This is a genomic window from Gemmobacter denitrificans (assembly GCF_036964905.1).
Taxonomy (GTDB): Bacteria; Pseudomonadota; Alphaproteobacteria; order Rhodobacterales; family Rhodobacteraceae; genus Gemmobacter; species Gemmobacter denitrificans.
On the sequence record NZ_JBALHR010000025.1, the window covers coordinates 1 to 21,494 of the forward strand.

Here is a 21,494-nt window from a genome sequence, read left to right on the forward strand (position 1 = left end):
TATGGTAGGCAACAGCGCTGAAGCGATTTGCGTCAAGCCTACGGAACGACCCGTCAATCTCGGGATTGCGAACAGACAATTCAGAAAGCGAGTTCTCGAAATATTTTGCCATGAAATCAAACGCCTCAGTCTGGAATGCATCACGATCACGGTCCGTGAACGTTTTGGCCACCCGCAGATTACTTGACCGGATCACTTGATCCGGTGTCGATCTGTTGACTGACTGCGTATTCTGCATATTGCTGGGTGCCGCAGACGGCCTGGTGACCGCTTGTGGATTACCTATGCGCTTTGCTGCTGCCTGAACGGCCTCGGCGACGAGACGGAACGCATGGTCGATATCCGGCCATTGCGTGACCGGGCGGCCGTCCGTTGGCGTGGCCATCAACTTGCCGAAGGGTGCGCCATGCCAGAGGCAATCGCGCAAAATAACCGGGATCACGATGGCCTCTCCCGCCTTGTGCCGTTCCAGCGCACGGGTCATCTCGATCTCATAACAATAGTCAGAGTTTAGAAAATCTGGGCTTACCAGCAGCAGGATGATCTCATCGGCTTCAATGTGCGCGTCGATCTCACCGGCGAAGTCCTGCCCAGCCTCAATACGGCGGTCGTGCCAGGTCTCTATCAGGCCTTGACGCTGAAGGATTCTGAGCTGGCGTTCTAGCTGGTCTCGTAGTGCTTCGTCAGCGTGGCAGTAGGAAAAGAAAACAGTCGTCATGTAAATCCATCATTGAAAATCAGTGAACATTATTGCGCGCCAAGATTTGTCGCTCGGTACCTTCACGCCCTATTAGGGAGGCCATCTTCTGAGCCTTCTCGTATCCTTCGGGCAGCTTCGCGACCTCTGCCCTCAGTTTATGACGCTCCAGATGCTGGACGTTTGGCATGAGAAGCGTTCGATCTCGCACCACGACGCCCGTCACGACGACCGGCGCATTAATCTGTCCGATTTCCTTTGACGCTTTGAAGCTGTGACCATGGTGGGCAAGCCGCTCCTTGATCGCATGGATCAGCACCCCGGGAACGCTTTGCCCAGAAACTGTTATGTCATCGACATACACGCTAACCTGGCATCCGGCATCACGGGTCAGCTGATCAATCTCGTCCCACATGTCAGCGTAGGCCCAAAAGGCCAGCGATGGGCTGGCAGGGCTTCCGGCTGGCAGAACCCCGTTCAGCGTTGTGAGATCAAGGAGGACCTTCACTACGTCGGGAGGGCACCCGAGATATTTGCCAAAGAACCATGCTACCTTGCTGGCTGTGCAGCTCGGATAGAAATCTTCGATGTCGAGAAGATGGAACGCCGCTGCACCGCGATGCCGTGCGGCATTGTCGATGTTCGAGCGACCGCGCACTGGCGACATCAGGTAGTCCGGAGTTTTCACCCGCAGCAGCAACTCTCCGATCCGCCGTTGGATACGCTTCAGATCGCCCCGTGGTGCAAGGACAGGACGGAATGTTCCGTCTTTTTTCTTCTTGCGCAGAGGCTTGTAGAGATCGGGTGCGGCCTTCAACTCAGCAAACTTCTCGGAACTGGTCTGTAATAGTTTGAACAATTTTTTGCGTGTGCTGCACCGATAGAGGGCACATTGATCGAGGGCATAGGACTTGTCGCGGCGCTTCGTCATGATGACGCTCGCTTCCGCTCGATCATCCTCAGAAAATCAAGTATCTTGTCAGCGACAACCCCACGCGCTTTCTCGATAGCGCCCGGCGTCGTGCCTTCTGTCAGCTTCTCGTCAAAAAACCAGATCGAACTGACTGGCAGATCAAACTCTTCGGCGTATCGTGCAACGATTTCCTGACTTGGCACTTTCCGGCATCGTTCGATATCAGAAAGGTGCGATTGGGAAATATCGAGGCGTTCCGCCAACTCGTTCTGTTTCAGGTCATGGAAGACCCGGATCAATCTCAGTGCTTCACCTAGCATTCTCGGTCCTCCTTTCGCCAAATGCGAACATTAAGGGTCGCGCGGTTAGTCGCCGGACAACCGGGACAGCCATTCGATGAGGTCAAAGAGTTTCCCCATCCCCCAGGCTACCCAGAATGCGCCCTTTAACAGGCGAGACTTCCACGTCGGCTTGCGCTTCCGTTTTGTCTCGCGTGTCCCACGCTGGCTGATCTCGTCGGTGTCGTAAGCCATGTTATGGCCTCCTCTGCTGGCCCTGCCGCAGGATTGCGGAAGGGTGTCGCCACCAGCGCGAGGAACGGAGAGACCGTCCTTATCCCTTATGCTGGCCCCCCGGGGTCGCCCGGGGGGCCGCCGCCCCGCCGCCGCCACAGGGGCCGCTTGGGGGGTAGGCGTCAGAGGGAACTAGCCCCTCCACGGATCGGTGAACCGACCCTAAGTACAGCGATTTTATTCCGAACCGAACCGAAGCCCGGCATACCGATAAAACATACATAGGATCTTCTTTTTGCGATACAAGATCGCTAAGAGCGATTTTTTATCCTATCTCAAGGGGGCACTCTGTCACTATACGACTTCAGGTGCCGGGCATTACATGCCCGTCCGCGCGAAGCGCCGGGCCTGTCGGCGGGTGACCTTCAGGTTGCCCGCCGACAGGTCACCCTTAAACCGCCACCACCTGGATCACGCCAGAACGCAAAGAGCCCCCGCCTGCTGACGGGGGCCTCGATCATTTGGGCAGTGCAGGCTACTACTCTGCGGCCATCCGGTCGGCCTGTGCGGTGTGGTCCATGATGTAATCCACGGCCTTCTGCGCCTCGGACGCGGCGCGGAAAATCGCGCGGCTGTCTTCCTTCATCGCCTCAAGCCATCCTTCGACATAGGCTGCACTCTGGTCGAATTCAGGCTCTACCCCGATCTGTGCGCAAAGCATGCAGTTGCCAATCTCCGCGACCAGTTCCTCGAACGCGTAGGCCTTGCGATCATTGAACCGACCCAAACGGTCCAGCCGCTTTGTCGCCCCTGTCCAGTGGGTCAACTCATGCGCCAAGGTGCCGTAATATCCTGCGGCCTTGTGAAACGTGCCAATCGGCGGCATGTGAATCCGGTCTGTCTTGATGTTGTAATAGGCGCGCGGCTCCTCGGTGCTGTCGATCTGCGCACCAGTTGCGGCAAAGAACGCCTCCAGCGCGGGGTCGGCCACGGTGCCAAGATCACGGGGCGGATCAGGCAGGATGTAGAATTCAGCGGGCAAGCCCTCGATCTGATCAGCATTAAACACACGGTAGGCCTTGGCATAGGGAATCTGGCGTTCCTCGCCGTTCTCGTCCTCCCGCTCGACGGAGCCGTATTTCACAACAGTGGCGGATTTCTCGCCCTTGCGAACATGGCCCCCAAGCTGCTTGGCCTGATTGAACGTCATCCAGCGGGCTGAGCTGTAGTCCTTGGCCATCGCGGTCGCCCAAAGCATCAGGATATTGATGCCCCGATAGGCCTCGCCGTTGAACCGTTCCGGCAAGCTGCCCCCTGCCCCTCCGCCAGTCCACGGCTTGCGCCATGGCGGCGTTCCCGCCTCGATCTGCGCGATGATCTGATTTGTAACATGGGAATAAACGTCAAACTTCTCTGCGGTCATTTGTGACCCTCCTTTGAGTGACGCGGTCCGGGTCTGCTCCCCTTTCCGCCAATGGGCGGGCCTTCCTGTTCTGATCTTTGGAATGCCCATGCATTCCGAAGGGCAGAGCAGGTAAGGGCAAAGCCCGTCCTGCGGCCTGGCAGGGCCGTGACAACTGGGTGGAGGGCGTGAATTTGGGAGGGAACCGCGCGCCTGCGCGTGGGAGGAACCGGAATTCTCGACCGGAACCGACGCCGCAGGCGGCGCTTGCCGGTTTTCTCGGACCTGCCGGGATGGCAGGCGGATCACCAGGATTTGGAAACTGTCAGGGTTGGGGGGAGCGGGCGTCAGCCCGTCGATCCCCTGCCCTGTCTATCGCTCAAAGCGAGACCGGCACACTGACGGGATCACAAATTTTCTATGGCTGATTTATCAGTGGTATTCGTCAATTTATCCAACGAACTCAATGCAGGTGTACTGATATCCCCGCCCGGAATAATCAAAATATTGGCTCTCCTTCGCGCTTCGAAACTCATTCCAAGCCAAGCCGGAATCCTGCGGCAATGCGCAGGTTTCACCATTGAGGTGGGCTGTAAGAGCGTGGGACGCCTTGGGTAGTTCATCTCCAAAACAAAACGCTGTCATATACGGAGCTGATTTACTTTTGCTGCCCCAGACGACCATTCCATCGCGCGACACGATAAATGCAACCGGCTTGCTGGACAGCCCAACAAATCGCAAGGCACTCGCCTGGAGTGAGCACTCGAAACGGTTTCCTATCTCGCACAGGGAATCTGTATTCCAGCCAATCCCGCTAAACTCATCTCTGAGAAGGTTGGCAGGCATAAGTAGCCACGACGCAAACACGTTGGCCTCGGTTTCTATCTTATCCCTGAAATCGTTCAGGGTATCATCGCTGTCTTCGAAACGATCCCGCAAACCCCGATGGCACATGAAGTGTCCCAGCTCATGGGCATATGTGAACCGTTGACGCCGCTTGTTCTCGATTTCCGAGTTCAGCAAAATCGTCCACTTGTCGGTGTTCTTTGTTCTAACAAGACACCCTTCGAAGGAATCGTAGCTGCCTATCTTGGTTTTCAGTTCGCCGCCAAAATCGCTGTTTTGAAGTGCGCCATCAATGAGCTTTGAAATATCCAGTGGGTAAGTGTTCGGGCCGTGGTCCTGCCAGAGCCTTGTTAGGCGGTTGGCCTCCTTCATCGGAGGGCGGCTAATCGTCGTCGTCAAAACCTGAAACTATCCTCTCAATCGTGCGCTTGTCATTCTCAGACAGCTTATGAAATTTTCTGAAAAAGGCATCCTCGATTTGTCGGTCAGAAGGCTCGTCTTGCGTATCGTCCAAGAAGAACTCTGGCGACGCCCCAAAATGATTTGCGATTTTTAGCAACAACTCAGCGGACGGCTTGGCATTCTTCTTGTTTTCGAGTTGCCAGACATATGCCTTTGAAGACCCAAGGACCGTCGCCAGCTCCTCCTGCGTCATGTTCTTGGATGTTCGGATTTTTCTGAGCTTTTCGCCAAATTTTTCTGACATGCAAGATTCTCTCTGTTCGCGGGTTGACAGAAGTATAGCGATCACTATATCTGATCTCAAGTGTAGTAATAGCTATACTTATGTAAACCAAAATGGAGAACGAAAAGATGGCTGACAGAAAAGTTACCGCGTCGGGAAAAGACAAGGACGGCGACATCACCAAGCTTTGCAAATCAGGCGAGGCATGGTCCCCACGGATGAAGGCTGACGCGATCCGCGATATCGAAAACGGCACGCACACCTACTACGTCCAGCAGGCTGGTACGTCTCGTGTCGACATCACCGTGGTGAACGGAACGAGCGGCAAATACCTTCGCTCAACCGCCGATAAGTCGTCGAGCAACAACTTGGACAATCTCCCTGATTGCTAAGCCTATGACCCTACGACATCAGGGCTCGCAGATAGCATCTACCTCTGCGGGTCCGTTTCAACCCGGCATCCTTGAATGTCATAAAAAGAAGGATTTTATCCCATGCCACAGGATCATCAGATCACCTGTATTATTCCAGACGGTGCTGACTCTGACCGGCGTATTGACAGCATCGGCGGAGCCACTGGTTCCAAGAGTGGTGGTCCTTGGTGCATTAAGCTCGATGTTGCCATCAAAGGTATCGAAGACGGCACTTGGCGCTTCTGGACCAGCGTCAATGGCAACTCGGTCTGGGTCATCATCGCTACGCGGAATGGAAAGAAATACCTGAAAACCGAGGCCGATGGAGCCGAGCCGAATAACCTTCTGAGTTTGCCGCGCTGTAACTAGGCCTTGGGACGCGCAACACCCAAGTGCCTGCCCTATCCCAACCCAAACCGGCTCAGGACGCCACGCCTGCGTTCTTGACCGTCCAGAAGCCTTTTCTCGAATTCGACATTCGACGGCAGGCTTACTAGGGTCAGACGCCACAACGTCTTGTCGTGCGGCCAGCTCGGCGGTCGCCATTCCTGACGTTCCACTCCGACGATCTCCATGCAGTCTGGAAAGTGCAGCCACGGAATCTGCTCGCCACTGGGAGAGTCGCCAACCTGCTCCTGTGGGGCATCGAGAAACGTGAACCCATCTGCCTCCGTCCCGTCCAAAAAGAGGAACCGTGCGGTTTCTTCCTCACCTGGGCAAAGCCCGCTCACGGCAACCCAGTCACCGCAGGTCGGGGCCTTCGCGGCGTCCAGAACAACGCGCCATTTCTTCATCTTGGCCCCCTCCGCAAACGTCTTTCACCGTTCTCTGTCTCTGTCGCGGTCGCGGCCCTGCCCGCGCTCGGACGCAGTATCACGCCCGCGCCCGAGAATGTCATCCCGCCGCCCTTGGTCACGGCCCTCGCCGTCACGGGCGACGATGTCCCGCTCGACGGCGGCGGCATCACGTTCCTGTCCGATATCACGCCCAAGGATGGCGTTAAGACGCTCCCGAATAGGATCGTCGGACGCAACCCTCTCCCGCCCGACATCCGGCGCTTGCACCTCGGGCCGATCAACGTCGCGCCCCAACACCGCCGCCCGGCGCGCATCCATGTCGCCCCGCTCAGCACCAGCCTGCGGCCTCTCAACCTCGCCCATAACCCTCTCCTTGATCCGTGACATTGCCGCCTCGGCGCGGCCCCAAAGCTGATCCAGCCGTTCGCGCGCGGTAGCAATGAAGGCACGCCCGCGCTCCATCAGCTCAAGACGCAATTCCAACTGCCGCCAGCCCAACTCTTGGCGCTGTGCATTGCGCGCCTGAGCCGCGCGGAAAGCCTCACCGCGCTCCGTGACGATCCCGCGCTTTTCTTGAGCATTGGCTGATGGCCCAATTTTCGGCTCTGGCTCTCGGCTGAGCTCGACCACTTTTTTCTCGTGCTCAAGCACCAACTCTTCCTGCCCGCCCCCGCGCGCCCGCTCGACCTGTTGCTCGGCTTCGACGCGCTGAACATCAAGGGACCGGTGGTCGATCCGCTCCGACCGTCCTGCCCGCTCAAGGGCCGTGTTCGCATCTCGCGCCCAGGCTTCGCGCCAGCCCATCAGCAGGTCCGGCGCATTCCAGCTGCGGTCCTTCTTCCCGAACCCCTCGCCGGTCAGTTCCCGCATGGTCAGCATGACATGCGCATGGGGCTGACCGTGGCCATCACGGGCCTTGCCCTCGTGAATGGCCACGTCCGCGATCATGCCGCGATCGACAAATTCGCGCTGAACAAAGCCGCGCAACAGCTCAAGGCGCTCGCCGCGATCGAGCTCACGCGGCAGCGCCACTTCGATTTCTCGGGCAAGCTGCGCATCGCGCCGCTTCTCAACCGCCTCAACGGCGTTCCAGAGCTGGTCGCGATCACGCATCCAGTCGGGCGCATTTTCGGGGGCCATGATCTCGGAATGCACGACCCCACCCTTGCGGCTGTAGTCATGCTCCAACCCCTGCCGGTCATCCCGCAGCCGCCCAGCCGTCCGGTAGGCGGCGGCTGCGACCGATGACCGGCCCCCTGCCCGGCTGATCACTTTCGCACTGAGATGATAGATCGCCACGGATCGAGCGCCTCTCTTTAAAACAGGGTCCAGCGCCTGGTTGCGCTGGTCGGGAGCGCGAGGGTGAAACCCTCGTTTAGGCGGCATCGCCGCCTTGGGGGGAAGCCGTCCGGCGCGGGGGTTTACCCCCATGAGGACGCGCACGTTGTCGAAGACAATGTATAAGCGCGCATTTAAATCTTTTCAACCTATCAATCCGCCACTACATTCGCCCCCATTATTCCCGAGGTTGCCCCATGTCCCAAAGCCGCCCCACCGACGCCCGGATCAAAGAACTGGCCGAGAAGAAAGCTCAGCTCGACGCTCAAATCGCAGCGCTCGATGCCCGGCGGCGTCTCTCCGAAAAGAAAGACGAGGACCGCCTCAAATGGCTCCTGGGCACTTTGGTCTTCGACCGTTTGAGCGCCGAACCTGCTCTTCAGAGCATCGTGCGGCGCGACCTGCCAGACCGCCTCACCCAGCGGGATCGCGACCGTGGACTCTGGCAGATTCTGTTTCCTGACGCGCAAGAGAACCGGTCATGAGTTTTGTTTTGGAAGCCCGCCACTGGGTGATCATGATCGGCGCTGTGATCGTAGCTACTGCCGCCCTGATCCTCGCTCCGCAAACGGTCGCGATCTACCCGGTGACCACCTATGCCTTCCCGATCATCGCCGTGGCCACCATCCTCGACACCCTCGGAACCGCCGCAGAGCGCCACAGGACACCGCTGAAGCTCCTCGCATGGCTCTGCCTGTGCGCTGCCACCCTCACAGCCCTGACGCCCCTCAGAGGCCCGCTCAGCGACATACTGGCGACCGTCCAGGCATGGACAGGCGCTGGCTGGCCCCTCCCCCGTGCCATTTGGGAAGGACTCAAGGGGCTGGCGCGGTATTCTGATCCGCAGAAACAGGCAATGGCGATCTCCTTCGCGCTTGGGGCCTTCGGAGTGGCTGTCGCTGTCAGCACCCCGCTGGTGGCGATCTTCAATCCGCGCATTGGCCGCAACCGCAAATCCCGCACTGGCCCGTGGCAAGCGGGATGGATGGACCCGCGTGAGGTGGCCCAGCTTGTGCGCAACAAGACCGGCCTGCCCCTCGCCCTGCACAAGGGCAAGCTCCTGCGCTACGTCAAAATCGATGCGAAGGGCTGGCGCGGCGGGCATCACCTCGTCGTCTCCGGCACACGGGGCGGCAAGGGCGTCAGCGCCGTGATCCCGGCGATCCTCGATCACCAGGGGCCGGTCGTCGTCCTGGACATCAAGGGCGAGAATTTCGCCGTCACGCGGCGGCACCGCGAAGAGCTCGGGCGCAAGGTGGCCGTCCTCAACCCTTTCGGCCTCGTCGAGGATGGAAAGGATCAGTTCAACCCGCTCGACTACATCCGGCCCCACGAGCTGGCGCGCGACGTGGCCCTGGTTGCGGACGGCTTGGTCAAACCGGAACAAGGCGACGGCGCGCATTTTTCGGAAATGGCCCGCCAGCTGGTCGCGGCGGCGATCGAAGTGATCGTGACCCAGGAAGAACCCAACCGGCGCAATCTGATCGCCGTCGCCGATCTGCTTCTGTCTGCAAACCTCGACGGCACGCTTGAGGCCTGGGCTGAAAATGGCGACCTTATCGGCCACCGCCCGGCCCAGACCGCCGCCACCATTCTGCGCGCGGGAGACAGAGAACGCGGGTCAATTCAGACAGCGGTCTCGAAAGCTTTTGAGTGGATGCAGTCCGACAACATGCGCCACTTCCTGGCCGGGTCCAGCTTCCGCATGGATGATCTTCTCGATGATCGGGTCGATCTCTTCATCGCGGTGCCGCTCGACCAGGTGGACAAGCAAGCGATCTTCATGCGCCTCTTCATCAACCTTGTCCTGGGCACGGTCGTGCGTCAGGACGGGCGGCGCAAGGTCAAGGCCCCGATCCTGCTGGTTCTCGATGAATTCGTGCGGATGGGCCGCATGGAGCAGATCATGAACATTGCCAACGTTGCCGCAGGAGCCGGTGTGGAAGCGCTGTTCGTCACGCAAGACACGGGTCAGGTCGAAAAGGCCTATGGGCCAAACGATGCCCGTTCGATCTTTGGCTCCTGCATCACCAAGCGCGTCTTCAACCTCAACGATATCGAAACCGCCGAATGGGCGGCGCGGCACCTCGGAGAAAGTACTGTCTATTCTCAGCAAATTCGAGAGGGCAAAGCCCCGCACGAGGGCCGTGATTTTTCCTACTCGGAGCAGCGTCAGAAGCTCATGACGGCTGAGCAGATCACGGGCATGAAGGCAGATGATCTGCTGCTGCTGGTGGGTAACCGCAACCCGCTCAAGGCCAAGCAGAATGTGTATTTCAAGACCAAGATCTACCGTGGAAGATTTGATCAGAACCCTTTGAACTGAGGTACGTTTCGTTGTCTTTCGCGCGCATTCTTAGCTGCGAGCACTTTTCCATGCGTTCGGGTTTGGAAACCGCTGCCGAAATGATGGGAAGTTTTGTAGTGTTAAATATGTGTTATATAATGTGTTACGCTGTGGATAAGTGTTCATAGTCATATGAATTCATTAGGCTTTTAGAAGTGGTCTGTGTGTAGAGTCACGATAAAGTGTGTGTAAAGACACGAAAGAACGTGTGTAAAGACACGAAAGCTCTACGCCTGTGTGTGAAATCACGAAAGGGCTTGACCGTGTGTGTGAAATCACGAAACATAGGTCATGGTGTGTGAAATCACGAAAGATGGCGACCGCTCTCCCTTGCTGCCAGATCGGCAGGAACAAGGCGACTTTTTTGTATGCGATATCTTTGATGCCGCACCCAAGGGTGACATGGCTTCGATGGCGCATCCGATTTTCTCGCTTTCTACAAAACCAGATCACCGAGTGCGGCGATACGAAGATGGGACGGGGCGAAACTATCTCGAAGTGAAACCTTCGTCCGATGGTCTGGCAACGATCCACGATCGCGATGTGCTGATCTACTGCATCAGTCAAATTATGGCAGCTATCAACAAAGGTCAGAAGGTTTCAAAAATCGTTCGCCTGAAGGCGTTCGACCTCCTGAAAGCAACGAACCGGCCATCAGATGGGCGTGGATATAGCGGCCTTCGAAGCGCCCTCGCCCGGCTGCAAGGGACACAGATTGAGACGAACATCGTGACCGGCGATGTCGAGCAATTGGATATTTTCAGCATCATCGACCGCGCTCGTATCGTACGTGAAACCCGTGATGGTCGGATGCAGGAAATCGAGGTGCAACTCTCTGATTGGGTGTTCAACGCGATCCAAGCGCATGAAGTTTTGACCCTCCACCGGAACTATTTCCGGCTGCGTAAGCCATTAGAGCGGCGCATCTATGAGATCGCCCGCAAGCACTGTGGCTCGAAGAAAGAGTGGAAAATCAGTCTTTCTGCTTTGCAAGACAAGTGCGGATCGGCTTCGACCTCTCGCGAGTTTAAGCGGCTGGTTGGCAACATTGTCGCTCAAGATGAGGCGTACAATCACATGCCGGACTATTCAGTCCGGTTAGACGAAAACATGGTCGTATTTGTAAACCGTCACGCGGAAAAGCCGCAAGCTCTGGCGGCTCCATCCGGGGCGATCCGTTTGAGCCCTGACGTTTATCAGGAAGCTCGTAAGGTTGCGCCGGGATGGGATATCTACACGCTAGAGCAAGAATGGCGCGAATGGATGGCCGACGGTGGTCTTGATGCACCGGCCAACCCGGACCGGGCGTTCTTAGGGTTCTGCCGGAAAATCTTTGAGAAACGCGGCAACCCTTAGCCGCTTCTACCCTTCTGTTTTTCAAGCAACAACTCCAAGCCCTGCCAAAGGGTAAGATCGCGCGTCGAACAAAAAGCCCGGAAATCATCTACTACGCGCTTCGGGCCAGGTATCGAAACTTTGTCCTGCGGCTCTTTGCGTTTGGGACCAGGTTTAAGGCGCGTCGTGGGCTCCCTGTTGACGAAGCCAAGATCGGCACCGGCCTTGACGGCCTCGCTTAATGAGCTGTCATCGACCTTTGGTCGAGCCTTGGGTGCTGGTGTTGTCTTGGGCAGGTCGATCCCGCCTGAGAAGCCGTATTTCCCGCTCATGCCACTTGCTCCTTGGTAAGGGTTGCAATGACGGTTTGTGCGTAGTCGCGGGCATTCTCGATGGCGCCGGTCACCTGCTTCATGGCCTTGTCGGATACAGACGCGGTTTTGCCCTGCATTTCTTGCGTCACGATGTCAGGCAGCTCTGACAAGAGCACACCGTCCCGGAAGATGCGGGTATAAGGCGCGCGCTTGGCGATCCGAACGGGTAGCGTCGGGATGTTGTTGAGCTCCATTTCTTGCCGCACGTCGCGCTCATCCGTGGTCTGGAACGCGGCGTTGGTGCGAGTGAACAAGAGGGCGTAGTTGATTTGCGCGCGGATCATGTTCGCTGTGGTTTGTACCAAGCGAACCGCTTGCGCGGCTTGCCGGGCTTCCATAGGCGAGCCATCGAGCGGGATGATGCACAAATCTGTCCGCGATAGCGCGAAGGTGACGATCTGATCCTTCGACCCTTCAAGGTCGATAATTAGATAGTCAGCCTCGTCGGATAGGTTGTCGATGAGCTCAACCGTCTCTTCGGCCTGCGGTCGCGCATGAACTGTGAAAGGAACGTCTCTACCCTCGGCTTCGCGCGTCTGGGCCCATGCAAGGATGTTGGCGTTTGGGTCCAGATCGAGAATCGCAACGCGACCGCCAGAAATAGCGATCTGTTCAGCCAAGAGCATGGCGGACGTAGTTTTCCCCGATCCGCCTTTCGGGTTTGCGAAGGTGATTACATACATGGCGGTAGAGTGCCTGCGTTTAACTCTAACGTCAACTATGTCGTTAACATTAATTATAGAGTTAACTTTAACGACATAGTTAGAGTTAAATTCGAGAGTGCTTTGAGACGTTCAACCTCGTCACATCTAGGTCGTTCAAACCTACAGGTTTTCAATAATGGAACCGCAGTTGCGCAATCTCTAGGCTTTGGCCGTCGCCAGTTCCACTAACCCGGTAGACCATTCGATCTTCCTTAGAAATCCGCCGTGACCACCAGCCGGTCAAATCGCCCTTCAAAGGTTCCGGCTTGCCGGTTCCTTTGAAGGGGGTCCGCTTGCATTGCTTGATCAGCTCGTTGATCCGGTCACGTACCTTGTCGTTGGTGTTGACCCAGTATTGATAGTCTTCCCAAGCCTGATCGGAAAAAACCAGCTTCACTCGGTCAGCTCACGCTCTTCGCCAGTTCCAGCATCGAGTTGCGCGATCGACGCGCGCAAGCGGGATGCGTTTTTCGGTGTGGACAAGAGGTGCAACGTCTCGTTGACGGCGTTCCAAGTGTCCAAGGACACGACCACAACGGACTCGCCCTTCTTGCGCGTCACGACAACTTCCTGCTTGTCATGGATTGCACGATCCATAACGCCCTTCAGTTGAGCGCGTGCGTCTGAGTAGGTCATAACATCCATAAAGATTCTCCTTTTCGTCTCCTTTATATGTACAACATTAAGTACAAGTAAAGGGATCGTACGACAGGGGCGGTCACATTGAAGCAGGATGTCCGCCATCATACGAGCCTTCAATTAAAGGCTCGTATGATAAAAGGCAGACGCTTCACGCGTTGATCACAGCTTAGGACGATCCTGTTCTGGAACCTCCCAAGGATCGTCGAGGGTGACGAGGCCGTAGCGGTGTCCATCATGGTCAGCCTTGGGCAAGAAAGTGATTAACCCCACGTCCCAGACCAGACCTTTGTCCAGCATGTGCTGCTGACGGAAGTGGCCAAAGTGGGTGAGATACCCAAGCCCTTCTAATTCCTGACATAACTGGGAGATGCTGGTCGCATACCCGAGCCGTTGGCTGGCTGTGCTGATCTCCCATATCCCGTCGAGGTCGTCCATCCATTCCGAGATCGCCGCTGTTAATTCAAGCGCGCCGTCTGCCTCCACAGCCTCTGCATTGATCATGAGCGCATGCCACTCTCGGTTGCGGGAGTAGAAGTCATTCGCCTTCTTAATGGGCGATGTGGGCACGAGGACTATTTTCTTCAGCGCACGCTCCATCGTCTCTTGCTGGCGCTTCTCCTGTTCGGGTGTAGGCTTGGCGAACACAGTCACGTCGAACCCGATACCGCGAGCAATACTCCGTAAGGTCTGAACGTCAGGCACATGCCGCCCGCTCTCCATCTTCTGGATCGTGCGGACAGTTAGCCCAGCAGCATCTGCAAGGTTCTCCTGGGTCAGCCCAAGCATCTTGCGAAGGTACCTGCACTGGTTAGCGATATACTCGGCATCTCGTTCCATAACTTCCATCAGATCACTCCATGTTGCTGATGGGAAGATTATCCCAGGCACAATCATGAGCGTCCACGAACGCAACCCGAACGCTGCCCGAACCACCTTCATCTATGCGGCAACATAAGATGCGAGCTTTTGGCTAAAAGCTCGCATAAGTGCCCACGCTAAAAACTCAACAAAACATGGGGAAAGTGCAGCATTTCGCAACATCCCACTTCCGTCATGCAAGGTTTACGGGTATTATGCCCATACAACCTCGCAAGGATTTGCCCGTGAAAACTGCCGCTGAGACCACCTGGAACAAAGGCCGCGTCGTGGGCAAAAAGCCACCCTTGACGCCCGACCAGGTATCGCTGATCCGGATGATCCTGCGCCAGGAGGGGGCCTTGCGTGATCTGGCGCTCTTCAACGCGGCCCTCGATACCAGCTTCCGAGGCTCCGATCTGGTGCGCCTACGGGTCTCGGATGTGGCCACGCCTGCCGGGGTGCGCGAGATCGTCGAAATCCGCCAGAAGAAGACCGAAGCCCGCAATGCACGCCCGGTCCAGGCGCGGCTGTCCTCGGGCACGCGCGACAGTCTGCGCGCCTATCTCGCAGCTTCAGAAAAGCCGTTGCACGGCTGGCTGTTCACGGGGCAGGGGGCACGGTGGGCCGACACCCACCTCAGCGAAAGCCAGCTTTGGCGGCTGTTCCGCTCCTGGCTGGAAAAGGCCCGCCTCGATCCCAGCCTCTACGGCTTGCATTCGCTGCGCCGGACCTTCCCCACCCACATCTACCAGCAGACCGGCAACCTACGCGCCGCCCAGCTCCTGCTCGGCCATGCCAGCATTGAAAGCACCAAGGAATACATCGGTACCGAACAGGCCGAAGCCCTCGAAATTGCGCGCAAGTATCACCTGTGACGGCCATGCAGACCTATCTTGAGAAACGCCAGCCTGCGCAGAAAATGGCCCGGTTCTACCGGATGGCGGTTATGCCGAACCTGTTCGGCGAATGGACTCTGTACCGCGAATGGGGCCGCATAGGGCAGGGCGGTCAGGTTCGGATGGATTGGTTCGAGGACGAGAACCAGGCCGTCGCGGCTCTGGTCACACTGGAAGCCTCTAAGCGTCAGCGAGGCTACTGGGTGGAGCCTCAGCAGCTGGCGATGTTCAGATGATAGCGTGACGGACTCGCACAAGCCTCTTGACTGGCCAGCAACGCCGCCCGCATGTCCTTAGGACATGCGGGCGGCGTTGCTGCTTTTTGCTGAGTAAATCTCGTCATTGTAGTACGGCTGAAAAGTATAGTAATTATACCATTTTCAACATATATTGCCTCTCATGAAGTTCGAGTATGACCCCGATAAAAGCGCCGCGAACCGTGAAAAGCACGGGATCGACTTTGATGAGGCCCAGGCTCTCTGGGATGATCCTTATCTGATCGAGGCCCCTGCCAACGTCACGGATGAGCCACGCTTTCTGGCGGTTGGCATGATTGGGGCCAGACACTGGACGGCTATCTACACATACCGGAGCGACCGGGTGCGGATCATCTCCGTGCGCCGCGCTCGCACGCAGGAGATTGACCACTATGAAAGCGACTGAATTCGACGAACGGTTTGAGGCAGGCGAAGACATGTCCGCCCATGTCGACTGGACAAAGGCGCGCCGCCTCAATGTCGAGGCCAAGCGGGTGAACGTGGATTTCCCGACCTGGGTCGTTGCCGGTCTGGACAGGCAGGCCCAGAAGCTTGGCATCACCCGTCAGGCACTGATCAAGATGTGGATCGCTGAACGCCTAGAGTGAGGCGCGCGCTGGCCCGATCGCGCCGGGCATTTCGCCAAATAAATCAATACGCCCTTGGATAAAGCTTTGCCTGCTGACATGAATAAACCATGAGCCTGATCAAGTCGAAAAAACGCGTAGCCGATCATGGCGAAGTATTCACCCCAGAATGGATGGTGGATGCTATGCTTGATCTGGTGAAAGAAGAGTCGGAACGGATCGACTCGCGGTTTCTGGAACCTGCCTGTGGCAGTGGTAATTTTCTTGTAAAAGTGCTGAAGCGGAAATTGTGCGCAGTCGAATTGAAATTCGGGAAATCCGAATTTGAAAAGCGGCAATACGCGCTGCTTGCCCTTATGTGCGCTTATGGCATTGAGCTTCTGGAAGACAACATCATCGAATGCCGCGCCAACATGCTCGAAGTGCTGGCCGATTACCTACGGATCGCTGAGACCGACGATCTGTACAGGGCCGCTTCCCATGTGCTGTCATTGAATCTGATCCAGGGCGATGCCCTATCTATGAAAGGGCATGACGGCGCGCCGATCACCTTTTCCGAATGGGGCTATCTGGGCAAGGGCAAGTTCCAGCGGCGGGATTTCAGGCTGGACGTACTGACCGGCTCTTCGGCCTTCAGCGCCGAAGGAACCTTGTTTTCTCACCTCGGCAAGCATGAGATTTTTACCCCGACAAAGACCTACCCGCCGATGACCGTTCGTGATCTGGCCGCACGGGGCGACAACCCGCAGGAGGCCGCATGAATATTGAAGAGGGCTTTGCCTTACGCGGGCGCAACCCAGATGTCCTGACATGCATTGCGAACCTATCGAACGATGAGGTCTTCACCCCACCGGAATTTGCGAACAGGATGTTGGACACCGTGTCATCCTCCTGGGCGGCAGATCATGATGGTGCAGATATCTGGGCTGACCAGACTGTCAAATTCCTCGATCCCTTCACAAAGTCAGGTGTGTTCCTGCGGGAAATCACAAAACGACTGATCATGGGGTTGGAAAGCGAGATTCCGAACCTTCAGGAGCGGGTGGACCACATCCTGACCCAGCAAGTCTTTGGCATTGGGACCACCCAACTAACAAGCTTGATGGCGCGGCGCAGCGTCTATTGCTCGAAGTTCGCTAACGGAAAACACTCCGTGACGCGCCGGTTCAACAGCGAAACCGGAAACATCTGGTTCGAGCGGACAGAGCACACTTGGACCCCGCAAGATAAGTGCAAATATTGCGGGGCCAGTAAGGCGACGCTGGACCGGGGCGAAGACCGCGAATCCCACGCGTATGCGTTCATACATACAGACAACATCAAGACTCGGATCGCCGAGCTGTTTGGAGGCGACATGCAATTCGATGTAATCATAGGTAATCCGCCATATCAGTTGGATGATGGCGGTCACGGGACAAGCGCTGCTCCAATCTATCAGAAGTTTGTTGAGCAAGCCAAAAATCTTGAACCACGCTATTTGACCATGGTTATCCCGTCTCGATGGTTTTCAGGTGGAAAGGGTCTGGATGACTTCCGAGAATCCATGCTCTCAGATAATCGTCTTCGGTCCATCGACGATTTTCTAAGCGCTGCAGACGTATTCCCAGGGGTCGGTTTGAAAGGGGGCGTGTGCTATTTCCTTTGGAACAATAATAATCCAGGCCCATGTCGAGTATCCACTAACTTTAAGGATTGGCCGGTTTCAACGGCAACTAGGCCTTTGCTGGAATCTGGAGCAGATGTATTCATCCGCTTCAATGAAGGGGTTTCTATTCTTCATAAAGTATTGGAAGTTGAAACCGGTCAAGACGCTGTGCTCTCGCTGCCAGAGGACAAAAGGTTCGACAGATTGGTTAGCTCTAGAAAGCCTTTTGGACTGGAAACAACGTTTAAGGGAAAGAAGACCGGCGACACAGATGATGTGAAAATTTATCAGAACGGCGGCACTGGATACGTTGCACGAAGCAACATCCCAAACGGATTGCAGTACATCGACAAATGGAAAGTTTATACTGGGCGAGCTGCACCGGGAACGGGAAATCGTGACACCTACCCTCATCGCATTATCAGCACACCATTTATTGGTGAGCCAGCAACAATTTCGTCCGAAACTTATTTGTGTATTGGGCCATTGGAAACAAAGGATGAGGCTGAAAGCGTTCTCTCCTACTTGTCCTGCCGATTGACCCGGTTTCTCATCCTCTTGCACAAGCCATCACAGGATACCACGCGCAAAGTCTATACCTTCGTACCGACACAGGATTGGACGAAAATTTGGACAGATCAGGACCTCTACGCGAAGTACGATCTTTCAGACGATGAAATTGCTTTCATTGAAAAAATTGTCCGCCCCATGGATTTGGTAGGTAACCTGTTTGGTGAAGTAGCTGTTGAAGACGGTGACGATGAATAAGCCCACCATCGATGACATCCTCTCCCCAAAACCGGAAGCGCGTCCGCGTATCTATGCTTATTCCATCGCGGATGAAGCCCATGAAGGCCTGCTGAAGGTCGGACAGACCACACGGGATGTAAAACGGCGGGTAGCTGAACAATTGCGCACGGCAGCGATCACCAATTTCCGGATCGAGCTGGACGAACCCGCTGAACGCGATGATGGCACCATCTTTACCGACCATGATGTGCGCGCCACACTGATCCGTAGGGGGATCGAGAACACAAGCCTGGAATGGATGCGCTGCACGCTGGCCGATGTCCATACTGCTCTGACAGAGCTACGCACAGGCCTGCGGTTCAGCGGCACGCACCATCAAACCTTCCCCATGCGCCGGGAACAGGCAGAGGCCGTCAGGCAAACCCACGCCTACTATCATTCCCGCTGGGAAGAGGACATGCACGCCGTTCCACGCTTCTTGTGGAACGCCAAAATGCGCTTCGGCAAGACCTTCACCTCGTATCAGCTCGCCAAGAAGATGGGGGCGAAGCGCGTGCTGGTGGTAACCTTCAAGCCAGCCGTTGAAGACGCTTGGCAAAGCGACCTGGAAAACCACGCGGATTTTGACGGCTGGCAGTATCTGTCAGTCAAGACCGGTGGCGACCCGACACAGATCGACCGAAACAAACCGGTAGTCTATTTCGGCTCGTTTCAGGACCTTCTGGGTCGCGATGCACGCGGCAACATCAAGGCCAAGAATGAATGGCTCCACACCGAAAACTGGGACCTAGTCGTCTTTGATGAATACCATTTCGGCGCATGGCGCGAGACAGCGAAAGAGTTGTTCGCAGGGGAAGAAGATGAGATCGCCCGCGAGGAAGCCCGGCTTGAAGACGCCAAAAAGCTGAAGGACCGGATCGCGGACCTGCAAGAGCCGCTGGAACCTGAAACCGAGTTTCTACCAATCACGACAAAGGCCTATCTCTATCTGTCAGGGACGCCATTCAAGGCCCTGTCCACGGGCGAGTTCATCGAAGAGCAGATTTTCAACTGGACCTACACCGACGAGCAACGGGCAAAAGCGGCCTTTGCTGCCGCTCACCCAGATCAGTGGAACCCTTACGGTTCCCTGCCGCAGATGAGGCTATTGACCTACCAGATGCCCGACGAGCTGCTGGCCATTGCCAGCGCCGGAGAGTTTGACGAGTTCGATCTGAACGAGTTCTTTGCCGCCACGGGGACCGGAAGCAAAGCGCAGTTCAAGCACAAGAGTGACGTTCAAAAATGGCTGGACATCATCCGAGGGCAGTATGCACCAGGCGCGGTAGATAGCCTGAAGACTGGAACACGACCACCGTTCCCCTATTCTGACGTGCGGCTTTTGCCCTACCTGCAACACTCGTTCTGGTTTTTGCCGAACGTGGCGGCCTGTCACGCAATGGAAAACCTACTGACCGAGCGCCAGAACACGTTCTGGCATGAGTACAAGGTCATCAGCGCCGCCGGCGCGAGCGCCGGGATAGGACTTGAAGCGCTGCCTCCCGTGCGACGGGCGATCGGAAGTGGCTTTGATAGCAAGAGCATAACCCTGTCGTGCGGTAAGCTGACTACGGGTGTCACGGTCAAGCAGTGGTCCTCCATCCTCATGCTGCGCAACCTGAAATCTCCCGAGACGTATTTTCAAGCGGCATTCCGTGTGCAGTCGCCCTGGTCCATCAAGAACCCCAACGGTGACAACCCACATGAAGAAGAAATCCTGAAGCCCGTGTGCTTTGTGTTCGACTTCGCACCAACGCGTGCCCTGCGGCAGCTGTCGGAATATGGGATCGGCCTATCACCCAACGAAGCGAACCCAGAGAACGCGGTGAAAGAGCTTGTGTCGTTTCTGCCGGTGCTCGCCTATGACGGCGCGAACATGTACCAGGTTGACGCGGGCGGTATCCTCGACATCGCAATGGCGGGGACATCTGCGACGCTGCTGGCCCGGAAATGGGAAAGTGCCCTGCTGGTCAACGTGGATAACGAAACCCTTCGCAAGATCATGGATAACCCTGAAGCGATGGCCGCTGTTGAACGCATCGAAGGCTGGCGTGCCTTGGGCGACAACGTCATTGAGACCATTATCAACAAGAGCGAGAAGGTCAAAGACCTGAAGGCAAAGGCCAAAGAGCGCGACCTGACCCCAAAAGAAAAGAAAGAGCTCTCCGCTGAAGAGAAGGAATACAAGTCCGCTCGAAAGTTGGTCCAGGAAAAACTGATCAAGTTTGCCACTCGTATTCCTGCGTTCATGTACCTGACCGATTTCCGTGAAAACACCCTTCAGGATGTGATCACAAAGCTCGAACCCGATCTATTTCGGACGGTCACCGGCCTGACAGTCCAGGATTTTCATCTCCTGGTTCGGCTCAAAGTGTTCAACACAGAACAGATGAATCAGGCGGTTTTCGCCTTCCGCCGATACGAAGACGCCTCATTGAATTACACTGGGATTGATAGTCATGAAGGCCTGTCGAGTTATGGCCTGTACAACACCGTTGTCGCCCGAGAATAAGGGTTAATCGCTACGTTTTTTAGCATGGTTGGCCGTATATACAGCCAGTTTAGGTGATCTTATGGAAGTTCTATTTTCAACAAATCTCAAGCCCATGGCCGACTTCGAAGTGGGAGAAATTGGTCTCTGCAACTTTGGCAGAGGGGCGGAACTGGCCATGCTTGTTATCAAACTCGATGAGAATCTTGGTTTCGTTACAATGCATGACCAAGGCGATGACCTATTCAGTATTCACTATGTGGAGCACAGATCTGACCTCTGCCTCTCGTATGGCCAGAACTGGAATCTGGTGCTCGATCCCACTGGAGATATCCAAATGGGAGGCTATGCCTCACCTGAAATTGGCGACATCGTCATGTGGAACGGTGCCTATGGCTTATGCGCATTTCAGTCCCGGGGGCCCATGAAGAACAAAGTCAACTGTCCGCTGATAGGTACCAAGCCTGACAGGTCACCCATTGAAGTAGTATTTAGGTCATGGAAAATTGTCCTCAACGAGAATGATCCCGAGACTGGCCTCGCGCCCGTGATCTTCCGTCATCCCGCCAAGCAGGTTTCGCAACCTTGATGAAAACATCAGAAAACAAAGAGAACAGAAACCTTTGAAGGTGCCGCGGTTGTCACTGAAGTGGCTGCACAAACATCTGCCAGTAAGTTTCTGCCGCACCCTCAAACGTCAGCTTCTGGTCTCTGTTTTGGCCAAAGTGTGCCATCCCCATACTCCGCAGATACAGGGTTTGCTCATCGGCCTCGACGGTTAGGTTCTCATTGAACCCGTTGGTGTCTGCATTTTCGGTCGCAGTGTAAGCAATGCCCCCCATATGCCGCCCCCCCATGAATACGGTACAGCGGCTCGCAGCCTGACCGTTATGGTAGGCAACAGCGCTGAAGCGATTTGCGTCAAGCCTACGGAACGACCCGTCAATCTCGGGATTGCGAACAGAC

Annotated in this window: 27 protein-coding genes and 1 pseudogene; 13 read left to right on the forward strand and 15 right to left on the reverse strand. The window is 56.2% G+C overall.

Annotated features, from left to right (window positions below):
• The 7 genes from V6590_RS19870 to V6590_RS19900 all read right to left on the reverse strand — a co-directional run.
• A partial coding sequence (locus tag V6590_RS19870) for a toll/interleukin-1 receptor domain-containing protein (RefSeq protein ID WP_335425458.1) occupies positions 1-718 on the reverse strand: 718 nt, incomplete at its 3' end.
• Positions 719-737: 19 nt separating this feature from the next.
• Positions 738-1,628, reverse strand: a complete 891-nt coding sequence (locus V6590_RS19875; RefSeq protein ID WP_037240915.1) for a reverse transcriptase family protein — start codon at positions 1,626-1,628, stop codon at positions 738-740.
• Positions 1,625-1,930, reverse strand: coding sequence for a helix-turn-helix transcriptional regulator (locus tag V6590_RS19880; RefSeq protein WP_037240913.1), 306 nt, complete (start codon positions 1,928-1,930; stop codon positions 1,625-1,627). The genes V6590_RS19875 and V6590_RS19880 overlap by 4 nt, the downstream gene beginning before the upstream one ends.
• A gap of 45 nt (positions 1,931-1,975) precedes the next feature.
• Complete coding sequence (locus V6590_RS19885) at positions 1,976-2,143, reverse strand: hypothetical protein (RefSeq protein WP_156108168.1); 168 nt, start codon at positions 2,141-2,143, stop codon at positions 1,976-1,978.
• Positions 2,144-2,660: 517 nt separating this feature from the next.
• Entirely contained in the window at positions 2,661-3,545 is an 885-nt protein-coding gene (locus tag V6590_RS19890) for an ArdC family protein (protein ID WP_335425459.1), read from the reverse strand.
• A 429-nt stretch (positions 3,546-3,974) separates the two neighbouring features.
• Positions 3,975-4,742 carry an ImmA/IrrE family metallo-endopeptidase gene (locus V6590_RS19895; RefSeq protein WP_335425460.1) on the reverse strand — a complete coding sequence of 256 codons (768 nt, stop codon included), beginning with the start codon at positions 4,740-4,742 and terminating at the stop codon, positions 3,975-3,977.
• A gap of 10 nt (positions 4,743-4,752) precedes the next feature.
• Positions 4,753-5,076, reverse strand: a complete 324-nt coding sequence (locus V6590_RS19900) for a helix-turn-helix domain-containing protein (protein WP_037931678.1) — start codon at positions 5,074-5,076, stop codon at positions 4,753-4,755.
• Between the two features lie 92 nt (positions 5,077-5,168).
• Between V6590_RS19900 and V6590_RS19905 the strand changes: the two genes are divergently transcribed.
• Together V6590_RS19905 and V6590_RS19910 are read left to right on the forward strand one after the other, a co-directional pair.
• Entirely contained in the window at positions 5,169-5,447 is a 279-nt protein-coding gene (locus V6590_RS19905; RefSeq protein ID WP_335425461.1) for a DUF3892 domain-containing protein, read from the forward strand.
• Between the two features lie 102 nt (positions 5,448-5,549).
• Positions 5,550-5,837 (forward strand): DUF3892 domain-containing protein, encoded by a 288-nt coding sequence (locus tag V6590_RS19910; RefSeq protein ID WP_050527150.1) that lies wholly within the window; start codon positions 5,550-5,552, stop codon positions 5,835-5,837.
• A 32-nt stretch (positions 5,838-5,869) separates the two neighbouring features.
• On the opposite strand, the gene V6590_RS19915 is transcribed toward V6590_RS19910, so the two are convergent.
• Together V6590_RS19915 and mobQ are read right to left on the reverse strand one after the other, a co-directional pair.
• A complete protein-coding gene (locus tag V6590_RS19915) occupies positions 5,870-6,262 on the reverse strand; it encodes a hypothetical protein (RefSeq protein ID WP_335425462.1) in 393 nt (130 codons plus the stop codon).
• A gap of 24 nt (positions 6,263-6,286) precedes the next feature.
• Entirely contained in the window at positions 6,287-7,564 is a 1,278-nt protein-coding gene (mobQ, locus tag V6590_RS19920; RefSeq protein WP_335425464.1) for a MobQ family relaxase, read from the reverse strand.
• A 236-nt stretch (positions 7,565-7,800) separates the two neighbouring features.
• Here mobQ and V6590_RS19925 point away from each other — a divergent pair, with 236 nt between their 5' ends.
• The 3 genes from V6590_RS19925 to V6590_RS19935 all read left to right on the forward strand — a co-directional run bounded on the left by V6590_RS19925 (position 7,801) and on the right by V6590_RS19935 (position 11,306).
• Positions 7,801-8,088: a mobilization protein gene (locus V6590_RS19925; RefSeq protein ID WP_335425465.1), complete on the forward strand. Its 288-nt coding sequence runs from the start codon at positions 7,801-7,803 to the stop codon at positions 8,086-8,088.
• A complete protein-coding gene (locus V6590_RS19930) occupies positions 8,085-9,929 on the forward strand; it encodes a type IV secretory system conjugative DNA transfer family protein (protein WP_335425466.1) in 1,845 nt (614 codons plus the stop codon). Before V6590_RS19925 ends, V6590_RS19930 begins: the two co-directional genes overlap by 4 nt.
• A gap of 312 nt (positions 9,930-10,241) precedes the next feature.
• A complete protein-coding gene (locus tag V6590_RS19935; protein WP_074637844.1) occupies positions 10,242-11,306 on the forward strand; it encodes a replication initiator protein A in 1,065 nt (354 codons plus the stop codon).
• Here V6590_RS19935 and V6590_RS19940 read toward each other — a convergent pair.
• The 5 genes from V6590_RS19940 to V6590_RS19960 all read right to left on the reverse strand — a co-directional run bounded on the left by V6590_RS19940 (position 11,303) and on the right by V6590_RS19960 (position 13,944).
• The gene (locus tag V6590_RS19940; protein ID WP_335425469.1) at positions 11,303-11,617 is read right to left on the reverse strand and encodes a hypothetical protein; all 315 of its coding nucleotides are present in this window, start codon (positions 11,615-11,617) and stop codon (positions 11,303-11,305) included. The genes V6590_RS19935 and V6590_RS19940 overlap by 4 nt on opposite strands.
• Positions 11,614-12,342 (reverse strand): ParA family protein, encoded by a 729-nt coding sequence (locus V6590_RS19945; RefSeq protein ID WP_152494728.1) that lies wholly within the window; start codon positions 12,340-12,342, stop codon positions 11,614-11,616. Before V6590_RS19945 ends, V6590_RS19940 begins: the two co-directional genes overlap by 4 nt.
• A gap of 151 nt (positions 12,343-12,493) precedes the next feature.
• Positions 12,494-12,760: a Txe/YoeB family addiction module toxin gene (locus V6590_RS19950; RefSeq protein WP_335425470.1), complete on the reverse strand. Its 267-nt coding sequence runs from the start codon at positions 12,758-12,760 to the stop codon at positions 12,494-12,496.
• A complete protein-coding gene (locus V6590_RS19955) occupies positions 12,757-13,008 on the reverse strand; it encodes a type II toxin-antitoxin system Phd/YefM family antitoxin (RefSeq protein ID WP_036743750.1) in 252 nt (83 codons plus the stop codon). The genes V6590_RS19950 and V6590_RS19955 overlap by 4 nt, the downstream gene beginning before the upstream one ends.
• A gap of 156 nt (positions 13,009-13,164) precedes the next feature.
• Positions 13,165-13,944 carry a helix-turn-helix domain-containing protein gene (locus V6590_RS19960; RefSeq protein ID WP_335425471.1) on the reverse strand — a complete coding sequence of 260 codons (780 nt, stop codon included), beginning with the start codon at positions 13,942-13,944 and terminating at the stop codon, positions 13,165-13,167.
• A gap of 164 nt (positions 13,945-14,108) precedes the next feature.
• On the opposite strand from V6590_RS19960, the gene V6590_RS19965 reads away from it, so the two are divergent.
• The 8 genes from V6590_RS19965 to V6590_RS20000 all read left to right on the forward strand — a co-directional run bounded on the left by V6590_RS19965 (position 14,109) and on the right by V6590_RS20000 (position 21,117).
• Complete coding sequence (locus V6590_RS19965) at positions 14,109-14,738, forward strand: tyrosine-type recombinase/integrase (RefSeq protein WP_335425472.1); 630 nt, start codon at positions 14,109-14,111, stop codon at positions 14,736-14,738.
• Positions 14,739-14,743: 5 nt separating this feature from the next.
• Positions 14,744-14,995, forward strand: coding sequence for a WGR domain-containing protein (locus V6590_RS19970; protein WP_066009070.1), 252 nt, complete (start codon positions 14,744-14,746; stop codon positions 14,993-14,995).
• A gap of 163 nt (positions 14,996-15,158) precedes the next feature.
• Complete coding sequence (locus V6590_RS19975) at positions 15,159-15,422, forward strand: BrnT family toxin (protein ID WP_335425473.1); 264 nt, start codon at positions 15,159-15,161, stop codon at positions 15,420-15,422.
• Positions 15,409-15,624: a type II toxin-antitoxin system BrnA family antitoxin gene (gene brnA / locus V6590_RS19980; protein ID WP_037931637.1), complete on the forward strand. Its 216-nt coding sequence runs from the start codon at positions 15,409-15,411 to the stop codon at positions 15,622-15,624. The genes V6590_RS19975 and brnA overlap by 14 nt, the downstream gene beginning before the upstream one ends.
• An 89-nt stretch (positions 15,625-15,713) precedes the next feature.
• Entirely contained in the window at positions 15,714-16,364 is a 651-nt protein-coding gene (locus V6590_RS19985; RefSeq protein ID WP_335425474.1) for a DNA methyltransferase, read from the forward strand.
• Positions 16,361-18,016 (forward strand): Eco57I restriction-modification methylase domain-containing protein, encoded by a 1,656-nt coding sequence (locus V6590_RS19990; protein ID WP_335425475.1) that lies wholly within the window; start codon positions 16,361-16,363, stop codon positions 18,014-18,016. Before V6590_RS19985 ends, V6590_RS19990 begins: the two co-directional genes overlap by 4 nt.
• Positions 18,009-20,549, forward strand: a complete 2,541-nt coding sequence (locus V6590_RS19995) for a DEAD/DEAH box helicase family protein (RefSeq protein WP_335425476.1) — start codon at positions 18,009-18,011, stop codon at positions 20,547-20,549. The genes V6590_RS19990 and V6590_RS19995 overlap by 8 nt, the downstream gene beginning before the upstream one ends.
• Positions 20,550-20,643: 94 nt before the next feature.
• A complete protein-coding gene (locus V6590_RS20000) occupies positions 20,644-21,117 on the forward strand; it encodes a hypothetical protein (protein ID WP_335425477.1) in 474 nt (157 codons plus the stop codon).
• 52 nt (positions 21,118-21,169) lie between these two features.
• Here V6590_RS20000 and V6590_RS20005 read toward each other — a convergent pair.
• Positions 21,170-21,494 (reverse strand): annotated as a pseudogene (locus tag V6590_RS20005) (hypothetical protein); the annotation flags it as partial.

Bases quoted from the DNA above. Each gene is read 5' to 3' on its own strand.
- V6590_RS19875 (WP_037240915.1), bottom strand. From the start codon at position 1,628: ATGACGAAGCGCCGCGACAAGTCCTATGCCCTCGATCAATGTGCCCTC.
- V6590_RS19880 (WP_037240913.1), bottom strand. From the start codon at position 1,930: ATGCTAGGTGAAGCACTGAGATTGATCCGGGTCTTCCATGACCTGAAA.
- V6590_RS19885 (WP_156108168.1), bottom strand. From the start codon at position 2,143: ATGGCTTACGACACCGACGAGATCAGCCAGCGTGGGACACGCGAGACA.
- V6590_RS19890 (WP_335425459.1), bottom strand. From the start codon at position 3,545: ATGACCGCAGAGAAGTTTGACGTTTATTCCCATGTTACAAATCAGATC.
- V6590_RS19895 (WP_335425460.1), bottom strand. From the start codon at position 4,742: ATGAAGGAGGCCAACCGCCTAACAAGGCTCTGGCAGGACCACGGCCCG.
- V6590_RS19900 (WP_037931678.1), bottom strand. From the start codon at position 5,076: ATGTCAGAAAAATTTGGCGAAAAGCTCAGAAAAATCCGAACATCCAAG.
- V6590_RS19905 (WP_335425461.1), top strand. From the start codon at position 5,169: ATGGAGAACGAAAAGATGGCTGACAGAAAAGTTACCGCGTCGGGAAAA.
- V6590_RS19910 (WP_050527150.1), top strand. From the start codon at position 5,550: ATGCCACAGGATCATCAGATCACCTGTATTATTCCAGACGGTGCTGAC.
- V6590_RS19915 (WP_335425462.1), bottom strand. From the start codon at position 6,262: ATGAAGAAATGGCGCGTTGTTCTGGACGCCGCGAAGGCCCCGACCTGC.
- V6590_RS19925 (WP_335425465.1), top strand. From the start codon at position 7,801: ATGTCCCAAAGCCGCCCCACCGACGCCCGGATCAAAGAACTGGCCGAG.
- V6590_RS19930 (WP_335425466.1), top strand. From the start codon at position 8,085: ATGAGTTTTGTTTTGGAAGCCCGCCACTGGGTGATCATGATCGGCGCT.
- V6590_RS19935 (WP_074637844.1), top strand. From the start codon at position 10,242: ATGGTGTGTGAAATCACGAAAGATGGCGACCGCTCTCCCTTGCTGCCA.
- V6590_RS19940 (WP_335425469.1), bottom strand. From the start codon at position 11,617: ATGAGCGGGAAATACGGCTTCTCAGGCGGGATCGACCTGCCCAAGACA.
- V6590_RS19945 (WP_152494728.1), bottom strand. From the start codon at position 12,342: ATGTATGTAATCACCTTCGCAAACCCGAAAGGCGGATCGGGGAAAACT.
- V6590_RS19955 (WP_036743750.1), bottom strand. From the start codon at position 13,008: ATGGATGTTATGACCTACTCAGACGCACGCGCTCAACTGAAGGGCGTT.
- V6590_RS19960 (WP_335425471.1), bottom strand. From the start codon at position 13,944: ATGAAGGTGGTTCGGGCAGCGTTCGGGTTGCGTTCGTGGACGCTCATG.
- V6590_RS19970 (WP_066009070.1), top strand. From the start codon at position 14,744: ATGCAGACCTATCTTGAGAAACGCCAGCCTGCGCAGAAAATGGCCCGG.
- V6590_RS19975 (WP_335425473.1), top strand. From the start codon at position 15,159: ATGAAGTTCGAGTATGACCCCGATAAAAGCGCCGCGAACCGTGAAAAG.
- brnA (WP_037931637.1), top strand. From the start codon at position 15,409: ATGAAAGCGACTGAATTCGACGAACGGTTTGAGGCAGGCGAAGACATG.
- V6590_RS19985 (WP_335425474.1), top strand. From the start codon at position 15,714: ATGAGCCTGATCAAGTCGAAAAAACGCGTAGCCGATCATGGCGAAGTA.
- V6590_RS19990 (WP_335425475.1), top strand. From the start codon at position 16,361: ATGAATATTGAAGAGGGCTTTGCCTTACGCGGGCGCAACCCAGATGTC.
- V6590_RS19995 (WP_335425476.1), top strand. From the start codon at position 18,009: ATGAATAAGCCCACCATCGATGACATCCTCTCCCCAAAACCGGAAGCG.
- V6590_RS20000 (WP_335425477.1), top strand. From the start codon at position 20,644: ATGGCCGACTTCGAAGTGGGAGAAATTGGTCTCTGCAACTTTGGCAGA.